General features: G+C 47.9%; 1 protein-coding gene. It reads left to right on the top strand.

Annotation, left to right across the window (positions count from 1 at the left end; all coding sequences use genetic code 11):
* The first annotated feature begins 35 nt into the window (after positions 1–35).
* Positions 36–13,430 (top strand): SDR family NAD(P)-dependent oxidoreductase, encoded by a 13,395-nt coding sequence (locus NLX78_RS07430; RefSeq protein ID WP_254350019.1) that lies wholly within the window; start codon positions 36–38, stop codon positions 13,428–13,430.
* Positions 13,431–13,441: the final 11 nt, after the last annotated feature.

Below are 13,441 nucleotides of genomic sequence, written 5' to 3'. Positions count from 1 at the left end.
TTTGTCCTATTTCATACAGCTAGGAGGACATGTTTATGGATTCAAAAGATATTTTTCGTGCGGTGCAAGCAGGGGAAATAAATTATGAAGATGCTGAAAAACAATTGCTTCAATTTATTGGCGAGCTCCCGGATGAATCATTGGAAGCCAGTCCACAGGAATTATCAGAAGGAGTGGCTTTCACGTTGCAACCATTGGACAGCTTCCACACGCCGGAGGATGGGCAGGAGATAAGCGCCCCCCAAATAAAGGTACAGTCTGTGGTTGAATTGCAGGAATTTGAGCACGGGATTGTCTTGTTGAAAATGAAGGACACGGCGCACAAAAATACATTTTCCGATGAACTGATTATTGGCCTGAATCAGGCGTTTGAGACAGTGCAGGCTAACGAAAATTATAAAGTTGTGATTCTGACGGGATATGACACCTACTTTGCCACAGGAGGCACCCAAGAGGGATTGCTGGCTATCCATGAGGGAAAGGCAAAATATAGCGATACCAATGTTTACAAGATTGCTTTGGATTGCAAGCTGCCCGTCATCGCTGCTATGCAGGGACATGGGATTGGTGCTGGCTGGTGCATGGGGATGTTTTGCGATTTTATCGTGATGAGTCGGGAAAGCATCTATACTACTAACTTTATGAAGTACGGCTTTACCCCCGGAGCGGGTTCAACCCTGATTTTCCCTGAGAAATTCGGGGTTAGTATGGCACAGGAAATTTTATTTACAGGTACTAGATATAGCGGTTCGGAACTGGAAACCAAAGGGGTTCCTTTTCCTGTTGTGCCGAGGAATGAAGTGGTGCCGTACGCCATGCAGCTGGCAAGAAAACTGTCCGAGTCTCCCAGGGAGTCATTAATTGAGCTGAAAAACCATATGGCTCAATCGATAAGAGAAAAGCTGGCGGCTACCATTGAAAAAGAAATAAAAATGCAGGATAAAACGTTTGTAAATCAGCAAGAGGTTAAAGAACGGATTCAATTTGCCTATGGACAGCTGCCGAATAGCAATGATTCCCACAAAACGGTCAAGCATATTGATTCTAAAAAAGCTATGCCAGATGTGCCGCGCGGTCAGGAACATAAGGAGTCTATCGCGATTATTGGTATGGCAGGGCAATTCCCCGAATCCAGGACTTTGGCTGAATTTTGGGACAATCTGGCTCAGGGAAGGGATTGTATATCGGAAATCCCTTCAACGCGATGGTCAATCGATGAATATTACGATACCGATCCCAAGGCTCAGGGAAAAACCTATAGCAAATGGATGGGTGTTTTAGAGGATGTAGATAAATTTGACCCGTTGTTCTTTAATATATCCCCTGCAGAAGCAGAGATGATGGACCCTCAACAGCGCCTGTTTCTTGAAAGCAGCTGGAAATGCATTGAAGATGCCGGATTAAATCCAGCCTCACTGTCGGAGAGCCGCTGCGGTGTTTTTGTAGGTTGTGCAGCCAGTGATTATGGGAGGTCCATGAGTGGGCAGGGGTTAAATGCGCAGGTTCTCATGGGAGGGTCTCCTTCAATTCTATCCGCTCGGATTTCGTATCTGCTAAATTTGAAAGGTCCTTCTTTGGCTATTGATACCGCGTGCTCTTCCTCTCTGGTGGCCATTGCTGAAGCCTGCAACAGTCTCCTTTTAGAAACAAGTGACCTTGCTTTGGCAGGCGGAGTCATGATTATGGCTGGTCCGGGAATGCATGTTATGACTAGCAAGGCAGGAATGCTGTCCAAGGATGGACGGTGCTTTACCTTTGATGCCCGTGCAAACGGGTTTGTCCCCGGAGAAGGAGTTGGGGTCATTTTATTAAAGCGGCTCTCTGATGCAGTCAGAGACAAGGACTCCATATATGGAGTTATTCGGGGATGGGGAATGAATCAGGATGGAAAAACCAACGGAATAACTGCCCCAAGTGTAAATTCACAAATCTCGCTGGAAAAAGACGTATATCGACGGTTTAACATTCATCCCGAAACCATCTCCATGGTCGAGGCTCACGGGACAGGAACAAAGCTGGGTGATCCTATCGAGGTGGAGGGACTTACGGAATCATTCCGATCCTATACAAGCAAGAAGGGCTATTGCGCATTGGGGTCACTGAAAAGCAATATGGGTCATATGATGACTGCGGCCGGGGTGGCCAGTGTGATGAAAGTGCTGCTGGCCATGAAGCACCTCCAATTGCCGCCTACCATCCATTTCGAATCCTTAAATGAGCATATTTCTCTGGAGAATAGCCCGTTCTACATTAACACCGGTCTACAAAGCTGGGAGCCCGAACCGGGAGTACCGCGGCGTGCGGGCGTAAGTTCCTTCGGATTTAGCGGCACTAACGCTCATATGGTTATTGAAGAATATGTTCCTGTAGTCTCTGCGGTGAATCTACCCCCAGTGGGTAAAGACAACCCGGGACTATTTGTGCTGTCCGCTAAAAGTGAACAATCCTTGAAAACCTATGTAGCAGATATGATGAATTTTGTTAAGTTGCACGAAAGCGTTAATCTGACGGACCTGACCTATACCTTGCAAGTGGGAAGAGAGGCTATGGACTGGCGTCTCGCGTTTTTGACGGATTCAAGAGAGAATCTGATAAATGAACTTGAACTTTTTATTAACGGAAGCTCGTCGGAAAAAGTGCTGATCGGCCGTGTGAACTATGCAGGGGGCGGAATCGAACTCTTGGATTCGGACGAAGACACCGGAACCCTGATTCGGGCCTGGACTGAGAAGAAAAGACTTGATAAGGTAGCCAAATTGTGGGCCAATGGTGCAAGCATTGAATGGGACGCACTTTATGGAGATATCAAGCCCAGACGAATCAGTCTGCCGACCTATCCTTTTGAAAGGACACGCTATTGGTTATCCGAAACAGGCACTGGAAAAGGCAGTGTAAATCCAGCTATGACTGCCCAAATTCATCCTTTGTTGCATCAGAATATTTCCGACCTCTCCGGACAACGTTATAGCTCTACTTTTACAGGCCGGGAATTTTTCCTGTCAGACCACAGAATCAAGGCTCAACAAACATTACCCGGGGTGGCTTACCTCGAAATGGTGCGAGCAGCTGTAGAAGAGGCAGTGGGGGCTGTAGTAGAAGGCGAGACCCATATTCGGCTAAAAAATATCGTATGGGCCCGGCCTGTGGTTGTAGCAGACGGACCGGTGAGGGTACTCATCAGTCTATATCCCCAGGACAATGGAGAGATTGCGTTTGAAATATGCAGCGGGATGGAAGGAGCCGACGCTGAGGGCATTATACACAGTCAGGGAATGGCTGTGTTGGAGAGGGCTGGCGAGCTACAGTATCTGGACCTGAATGTCTTACGGGCAGAATGTACCCGTACACCACTTTCTTCAAGCCAATGCTATGAAGCTTTCAGAGCCATGGGGATAGACTATGGACCGGCACACCGTGGCATTGAGGCAATCTTCCGAGGAAAGGATTACGTACTGGCTAAGCTGTCCTTACCATCCTCTGTACTCCATACTCAAACTGAATTTGTTCTGCATCCGTCTTTGATGGATTCAACTTTGCAGGCCACAATCGGCTTGGTAATGGGTTCGGAAGAAAATTTGCCTGTAGGCAAGCCTGCGTTACCCTTTGCTTTGGAGGAACTGAAGATATCCGAAAAATGCACTCCAGTGATGTGGGCCCGGATCTCTCACGATGGGAGTGAAGAGACGTCGAATGGATTAAGCAAGGTGGATATTGATCTGTGCGATGAGACCGGAAAGATTTGCGTGCAGTTCAAAGGACTTTTATCCAGAGCGTTGGAAGGAGATGTGGGGCAAGCCAGCATCACTGAGGATATGGGTACACTGATGCTTGAACCTATCTGGCAGGAGATGCCTGTCACCACAGGAGTAAACGCTAACGACGATATCCGGTATGTTGTGATCCTGTGTGAAGTGGATGGTATCGCCGGGGAGGATATTGAAGCCCGCATGGATGGTACTCGCTGCCTTGTTTTACAGTCCTCCAGCGCGGATATGGACGGTCGGTTTGAAGATTATACCATTCAGATATTTGAAGAATTGCAAAGTATCCTGCTAGACATACCCAAACAGAAAGTTTTGATACAGCTTGCAACCCACGCTCGGAAGGACCAACAGGTTTATTCCGGGCTTTTTGCAATGCTGAAAACCGCTCAAAAAGAAAATCCGAATGTCATGGGTCAGTTGCTTGAGCTTGATGTGGAGGATGATGTCGAAGGAATCATTGAGAAACTACAAGGGAACCGGAGTGGCCGGTATAACGAACGGATACGGTACCAAGGGGACAAACGACAGGCTTTAATATGGCAAGAAATTGAAGCCTTACGTGAAGATGCAGACCTGCCGTGGAGAGATGGTGGGATCTATCTCATTACTGGTGGCTTAGGCGGTCTGGGGCTTATTTTTGCCAGAGACATTGTGCGCAATGTGAAAAACTCCACCGTCGTATTGGTGGGTCGGTCATCACTTTCTGCGGACCAAAAGGCTCTGTTAAACGAACTGAGAGCGCTGGGTGGTCATATAGAGTACCAACAGGCGGATGTGGGCCACAACGAATCGGTTACCGGGCTAATTCATGGCATCGTCGAGCAATTTGGCGGCCTTAACGGTATTTTGCACACAGCCGGAGTGATTCGGGACAACTTCATCATCAAGAAGACTAAAGAAGAGGTTAGAGAAGTGCTGACTCCGAAGGTCTCAGGGGTGATGAGACTGGACCAGGCCAGCAGAGACCTGCCCCTGGATTTCTTTATCTTATTTTCTTCGGGCGCAGGAAGCCTTGGCAATGTAGGACAGGTTGACTACTCCGCTGCTAATGGCTTTATGGATGCCTATGCCTCCTATCGAAATGCTTTGGTGACAGCAAAGCAGCGCCAGGGGCAAACGCTGTCGATAAACTGGCCTCTGTGGAAGGATGGAGGCATGCATGTCGACCTGGAAACGGAAAGGGCGATGCAGGGCCTAGGCATGCTTGCCATGCAAACGGAGAGTGGAATCAAAGCTTTGTATCAAAGTCTGTCTTCCGGCAGAAGTCAGGTTATGGTGATCGAAGGATATCCCCAAAGGATTAAAGCGGCAATTTTAGGCCAGCTCTCGGAAACTGATGTCTCAGGCCGATCTGTAATGGAAAGCGAGGGAGCACCGCTTATCGGAGAAGAATGGCTAAGGGAAAAAGCGGAGGGGTATTTGAAAACGGTACTTTCAACCGTGATCAAGCTGCCCGCTGAAAGTATAGATGTAAATGCACCAATGGACAGGTATGGGATTGACTCCATACTGGTTATGCAGCTTACCAATGAATTGGAAAAGACTTTCGGCTCACTACCGAAAACATTATTTTTTGAATACCAAAATCTCCGGTCATTGACGGGTTATTTCCTTGAAACGTATCGCGGTCGGCTGATTGATGCTGTAGAAGCGACAGAGAAGAATACGGCTCCTGATGCAGGCCCGAAAGCACCTATAAAAGCAACCATAGAGCCTTTGACCTCGATATCGGCTAATCGTAGACGCCCATGGCTTCTCCCGACAGGTATACAGCCACATCAGGAGAAGAAGGCATTAGACATTGCAGTTATCGGCGTGTCAGGAAGATATCCGGGAGCACTAGGTATCCGAGAGTTCTGGGAAAACCTAAGGGATGGAAAGGATTGCATTACAGAGATTCCCAAGGGGCGCTGGGATCACAGTCTGTACTTTAATGAAACCAGAGGCAAGCCTGGGAAAACCTACAGCAAGTGGGGAGGATTCATCGATGGAGTGGACTGGTTTGACCCGTTGTTTTTCAATATTTCGCCAAGGGAAGCGGAAACGATGGACCCGCAGGAGCGCTTATTCCTGGAATGCGTTTATGAAACGATAGAGGATGCAGGTTATACGAGAGAAAGCCTTTGTGCAGAGCGGGAGCTTGGCGGCATAGAAGGCAATGTCGGGGTTTACGTTGGAGTGATGTACCATGAGTATCAACTCTATGGAGCCCAGGAACAAGCCAAGGGGAGGATGATTGGACTTTTCGGGAATGCCTCGGCGGTTGCCAACCGGGTATCATATTTTTGTAATTTTCAAGGGCCAAGTATCGCTGTAGATACCATGTGCTCCTCGTCACTGACATCCATTCATATGGCCTGTCATGGACTGCAGCATGGAGAATGCGAACTGGCAGTAGCAGGAGGGGTCAACGTCTCCATCCATCCTAACAAATACCTATTGTTGGGACAGGGAAGTTTTGCATCAAGCAATGGGAGATGTGAAAGCTTCGGACAGGGAGACGGATATGTACCGGGAGAAGGAGTCGGAGCTTTGCTGCTCAAGCCATTAGCCAAAGCTATAGCAGACGGAGACCGCATATATGGAGTTATCAAAGGAACTGCAGTGAACCACGGGGGGAAAACCAACGGCTATACCATACCTAACCCCAACGCACAGGCCAGTGTGATTGGTCAGGCAATTAAGGAGGCAGGAATCAACCCCAGAACCATCAGCTATATAGAAGCCCATGGAACAGGAACTCCACTGGGAGATCCGATTGAAATTGCAGGCTTACAAAAGGCTTTCCGTAAATATACCGGGGATAAGCAGTTCTGTTCAATCGGGTCGGCGAAGTCTAATATCGGGCATTGTGAGAGCGCTGCTGGTATCGCCGCGGTGACAAAGGTGCTTTTGCAGTTGAAATATAAACAAATCGTGCCTTCGCTACATGCAAGTACCTTAAATCCCAATATCGACTTCAGCGATAGTCCCTTTAAAGTTCAGCAGGGATTAGAAGAGTGGAAAAGACCTGTAGTTGCCATCAACGGTGAAACCAGAGAATACCCAAGGGCAGCAGGAGTGTCGGCCTTTGGTGCTGGGGGCTCTAACGCTCATGTGGTCATCGAAGAATATATTCCAGAAGAAGCTAGTCAGCAGCAAGCTGCTCCTACATCCCTGAATCCTGTCATGGTCGTGTTGTCGGCCAAAAATAAGGAAAGGCTGGACGAGCAGGTGCAAAGATTGCTGTCTGCAATCAGAGAACTGAATGACCCGTATACAAGTCTCTCAGATATCGCCTATACGCTGCAAATCGGGCGGGAAGCGATGGACGAACGTTTGGCGATCATTGCAAAATCCATCCAAGAGCTTGATTGGAAATTGGAAGGCTTCCTGCAAAAAAAGGAAGGCGTAGAAGAGCTGTATAGAGGACAGGTAAAGCGTAATAGAGGAGGGCTTGTCACTCAGGAAGTCGATGAAGATATGGATAAAATGATTGATGCATGGGTGGACAAAGGGAAGTATGGAAAGCTCGCTGAACTTTGGGTTACGGGACTGATTTTAGATTGGAACAAGCTTTATGAGGATGTGAAGCCTCGTAGGATGAGTCTGCCAACCTATCCTTTTGCCAGGGAAAGCTATTGGATACCCGTAGATGAGGGAAAGAGCGCCGCAATAACAGAAGCCGCTTCGTCCCAATCTTCCTTTTTGACACCTTTACTGCATCAGAACACTTCAGACTTTCTGGAGCAACGGTTCAGTTCAACGTTTACAGGCGAGGAATTTTTCCTCAAGGATCATGTGGTGAAAGGCCAAAAGGTTCTGCCTGGCGTAGCCTATCTTGAGATGGTACGGGCGGCAGTAGAACGTTCCACAGGCGATATGGACAACAGCACAACAGGAATCCGTTTGAAAAATGTAAATTGGATTCGGCCCATTGTGGTGAACAACCAGCCAGTTCCTGTACACACCAGGCTATCCCTGGAAGACACCGGAAAAATAAGCTTTGAAGTGTATAGCGGGCAAGTAGGAAGCGAAAGAGGGCATACCGTGCATAGCCAAGGTGATGCGGTGCAGGTTTGCGTAGAGCAAAAACCAACACTAAACCTTAAGGCGTTACAGGCAGATTTTGGTCAACACAGGTTTAACGGATCGCAATGTTACGAAATCTTCGAGGAAATGGGAATGGATTATGGCCCGGCATACAGATGTGTGGAGAAGGTATATACACATCCGGGCAGGGTGCTAGCCAAGCTGGCATTGCCTTCCTTCATTTCTAATATGGCGGACAGCTTGGTCCTTCACCCCAGCTTGATGGATTCGGCCTTGCATGCATCCATCGGGTTAATCATGGGCCGAGAGAACGGAGGGCTGCCGGGTAGCGCTGTACCAGCTACGCCTCATATGCCGTTTGCCCTCCAAGAGATTGAGATTTATGGGGCATGCACCCCGACCATGTGGTCGTTGATTCAATACAGCGAGGGCAGCAAGAAAGAAGACAAGGTACAGAAGCTTAATATTGACTTGTGTGATGAGGAAGGAACTATTTGCGTCAGAATAACTGGATTATCCACCCGGGCGCTGGACAGAGAAATCGGCATTGAAAATGCACAAGGCGCAGCGGCAGGAGAAAGTGCCGCCGACCCGCTTGTGGGATCCGTAATGCTCATCCCGAAATGGGACCCGGCTGCTATAAAAAAAGATGTCGTTTCCCCCTCACCGACAGACCGATTGGTCATTGCGGGTGGTACTGACAAAGACAGACAGGCCATCCGGGAGTATTATCCTAGGGCGCATTTCTTGGAGCTTCAAGCGCACGATTCCATTGAAACAGTTGCCTCAAAGGTAGAAGAATATGGAGCCGTTGACCATATTCTATGGATTGCACCCTGTGCTCCCGTCGAATCGGTGATTGCCGAATCCTTGATCAAGGAACAGGAGCACGGAGTCCTACTCTTCTTTAGAATGGTCAAAGCGATGCTTTTATTGGGATACGGGACGAAAAAGCTAGGCTGGACAACGATAACCAATCAAGCTCAGCCGATGGATCAGAACGATACAGTCAATCCGACTCATGCAAGTCTTCATGGGATGGTAGGCACCATGGCCAAAGAATATCCGAACTGGAAAATCCGTATCCTTGACCTGCAATCCGATGATGGCTGGCCACTATCCGATATATTTACGCTGCCTTCAGACCGGCAAGGACGGATGTGGGTTTTCAGAAATGGACAGTGGTATCGGCAGCAATTGATTCCATTCAAACAGACTTCAGGTTTAAAAGGACAGACGCTATACAAAGCCAGAGGCGTCTATGTGGTCATCGGGGGCGCCGGCACTATCGGAGAGGCTTGGAGCAAGTATATGGCCTGTACCTACCAGGCCCAGACGGTGTGGCTAGGCAGAAGACAAAAGGATGCCTCTATCCAGGCCAAACTGGACGGATTTGAAGGCCTGGGACCTGTTCCATGCTATATCACGGCGGATGTAGCAGACGAAAGGGAGCTGCAGCGGGCATATGAGGAAATAAAACAGCGGTACTCCAATATAAACGGAGTAGTCCACTCAGCCATTTCATTTTTGGAGAAGGGCTTGGAAGATTTGACGGAGGAAGAGCTCCGGTCAGGGCTTTCAGCAAAGGTTGATGTCAGTGTACGCATGGCTCAGGTCTTCCAAAATGAGCCGTTGGATTTCGTATTGTTCTTCTCTTCCATGATTACCTATGTAAAGAATCCGGGACAAAGTAGCTATGCTGCCGGAAGTACCTTTAAAGACGCGTTTGCGCATCGTCTTTCGCAGGAATGGCGTTGTCCGGTGAAGGTCATGAACTGGGGATACTGGGGGAGCGGCGAAAACAATGCCTCCGAAACTGGACGGCAGGAGGTAGAAAACTACTCCAGACTGGCGCAAATAGGTGTTGGGCTCATTGACCCGCAGGAGGGGATGGAGGCGCTTGAGACGCTTCTTGCCTCACCGATCGACCAAATGGGGCTTATGAAAACAACAACACACCTGGAGATGGAAGGGACTAATCCGACGGAAGAGATTGATCTCTACCCGCCTAATTCGGCTCCGAATCTCAGGGATATACAGGAAAATATTGCTACAGCAATACAATCAAGAAGCCATTTTATCGAAAACAATGCCGCAGACAATATGGGCGACCTCCAGGAAAGGGAGATGGAACATCTCCTACGCAGGTTGTTGCAGGAGCAGCTCTTGTCCATGGGGTTATCAGGGACAGATCGTCAGTCTGTCGACGAGTTCAAAAATAAACTCGGACTTCCTGAGTTATATGGCAAATGGCTAAAAGAGAGCATGAAGATTTTGACACAGAACGACCTATCAGGTAGAGGTTCCAGCTTGACGGATCGAGATGATGTCTGGCAGGAATGGGAAGAGCGCAAGCGTACTTGGCTGCAATATCCGCAGATGAGAGCAAGGGTCAATTTGGTTGAGACAACGCTACGAGCTTTACCGGAAGTGCTTACCGGAAAATCGCCTGCGACCGAAATCATCTTCCCCAATTCCTCAATGGAACTAGTGGAAGGAATTTATAAGAATAATCTGGTTGTGGACTACTTTAATGAGGTACTTGCCGATACTACTGCCGCTTATATCCAGGAGAGGATTATGGCCGACGCCGCTGCGGAAATCAGAATTCTGGAAATCGGCGCGGGCACCGGAGGGACCAGTGCTACGCTATTCCTGAAATTACGCCCATATCGCAAACACATTCAGGAATATTGCTATACCGATATTTCCAAAGCCTTTTTGATGCACGCGGAAAAAGAGTACGGGCCGCATAATCCGTATCTCAGCTATCAGATTTTTAATGTTGAAGAACCTATTGCCGGGCAAGGTATTGAGACGGGTAAATATGATATTGTCATTGCCGCTAATGTGCTTCATACCGCAAAAGACATCCGTCAGGCGTTACGTAATGCTAAAGCGGTTTTGAAAAGCAACGGCTTGCTCCTGCTCAATGAAATCACAGGTAGTAGCGTGTTTACCCACCTTACCTTCGGATTGCTAGATGGCTGGTGGGCGTATGAGGATCCGGAATGGCGTATTCCTGGATGCCCAGGGCTCCACCCTCAAATATGGGAAACCGTATTGGACAAAGAAGGTTTCCATGCAGTGTTCTTCCCGGCGCAAGAGGCGCATGATTGGGGCCAGCAGATTGTTGTAGCCCAAAGCGATGGCTTGGTTCGGCAAAAGCGACAGCACAAACGAAGATCAATATTGATAGAGAAAAGAACCGTAGAAACGGTATCAGTGAAACAACGAACTCAACCCAAAATAGAGGTAGCACAAGCAGAGGTAGAACATGTGCTGCGTGAAAAAAGTACGGCGTACTTTAAACATTTGCTTGGTGAGACGCTAAAAATGGAACCGGGAAGTATCGACTCAACGGTTGCCCTGGAAGAGTATGGAATTGACTCGATATTGGTAGTGCAAATCACAAATGTTTTGCGTGAAGTCATCGAGGATTTTGCCAGCACGCTGTTTTTTGAGTACAACACCATAGATGATCTAGTAGCATACCTTCTTCAAACCCAAAAGGACTCGTTGAAGAAGCTGGTAGGAATGAAGGAACAGGAGTTGACCGAAGAGACTTCCAGAGTTGAAGAGGGCCCTGCTTCGCAATTACTCGCTACTGTCCCAATGAGGTTTGACCGGGGAGGGCGTTTCCTTAAGCCTTCTGACAGCACAATGGAAAAGCCAACGACACGATCCTCCAATATCAGGGATGTTGCGATTGTTGGGATGTCAGGACGCTATCCGGGAGCTCGTAATATAGAGGAATATTGGAACAATCTAAGAGAAGGTAAAAATTGCATAACTAAAATTCCGAAAGACCGTTGGGATTGGAAGACCTACTTTGACCAAGAAAAAGGGAAAAGGGGCACAATCTATACGAAATCGGGTGGTTTTATCGAAGGCATTGATTTATTCGATCCGCTATTTTTCAAAATTTCTCCCGCAGAAGCCGAAACAATGGACCCGCAGGAAAGACTGTTCCTGGAAGCAGCATATGCAAGCATAGAGGATGCTGGGTATACCCCTGCCAATCTTTGTGAGAGTAGAAGAGTCGGTGTATTTGCAGGTGTTATGAACGGAAATTACGGTTTGGGACCTCAATATAATTCCATCTCGAACCGGGTTTCCTATCATTTGGATTTCCAAGGTCCGAGTATGTCCTTAGATACCGCTTGCTCTTCCTCATTGACGGCGATCCATTTGGCTTTGGAAAGTCTGTATAGTGGTACAAGTGAGTGTGCCATTGCCGGGGGAGTCAACTTAATTGTAGATCCTATCCACTATATCAAGCTGTCGGCTATGACGATGCTTTCTAAAACGGGTGAATGTAAGTCATTCGGAGACCAGGCAGATGGATTTGTCGACGGAGAGGGTGTCGGCGCGATTGTGTTGAAGCCGCTGGAGAAGGCCATTGCAGATGGCGACCATATTTATGGAGTTATCAAAGGGAGCATGCTTAATGCTTCAGGTAAAACCAGCGGTTATACAGTACCTAGCCCTCAAGCTCAATCCTGGTTGATTGAAGAGGCGCTCCAGCGTGCGGATGTTGATGCAAGGACAGTTAGTTATATTGAAGCCCACGGAACCGGTACAGCTCTGGGAGATCCTATTGAAATTGCAGGATTGACAAGGGCCTTCGAAAAATTCACAAAGGATAAGCAGTTCTGCGCCATAGGGGCGGTCAAATCGAATATAGGCCATTGTGAGAGTGCAGCAGGCATTGCAGGAGTGACTAAAATATTGTTGCAGCTTAAGCACAGCCAGCTAGTACCATCCTTACATTCCAGGAAGTTGAACCCTGAAATTAATTTCAACAATACTCCTTTTATCGTTCAGCAAAGTCTGGAGGAATGGAAGAAACCGGTAATTACAAGCGATGGAATCACAAAAGAATATCCAAGACGGGCTGGAATATCGTCTTTTGGTGCAGGCGGGGCAAACGCCCATATCGTGATTGAAGAGTATATTCCCGAGTATCAGGAACAGTCTGGAACAGAATCTGACTCTCAGGGACCTGCTATGATCGTATTGTCAGCCAAGAGCGAGGAGCAGCTTAAGGAAAAGGGACGGCAGTTGCTGAATGCTCTTCAGGGTCAGCTATCCTCCGCAAGCCTATCGGATATTGCTTACACGCTTCAGGTGGGGCGCGAGGCGATGGAGGAGCGTTTAGCCGTACTTGTGGAATCTACCGCAGAGCTTGAGGAAAAATTAAAGAGTTTTGTGGATGGACGTCATAACATGCTCAACCTATATAGGGGACAGGCTAAACGCAACAGAGAATCATTGTCTATTTTTTCGGGGGACGAAGACTTGCAACAAATGATCGATCTTTGGATTTCCAAAAAGAAATATACCAAGCTTTTGGAGCTGTGGGCTAAAGGGATAAATTTGGATTGGAAAAAACTTTACACAGGGAAGATGCCTCACCGTATCAGCCTGCCTACCTACCCTTTTGCTAAAGAGCATTACTGGACTTCTGAAAGCAAGGATCAAGTAAAAGCCTATGCATTATTTTCGCAAGGTGAGAGCGATGTAGACTTTGATGATATATTGTGCGGCAGACTCTTGGATGAAATGATGAACGATACCCTGTCTGTTGATGAGGCTGCCAGTGAAATCCTCAATATATGTATACGTAAATGAGAAGTTTCTAC

The organism is Paenibacillus sp. Lou8.1 (assembly GCF_024213565.1).
In the GTDB taxonomy this organism is placed as follows: domain Bacteria; phylum Bacillota; class Bacilli; order Paenibacillales; family Paenibacillaceae; genus Paenibacillus; species Paenibacillus polymyxa_B.
The sequence above is the reverse complement of the archived record's forward strand: the minus strand, read 5'-3'. Positions and strand labels throughout refer to the sequence as shown.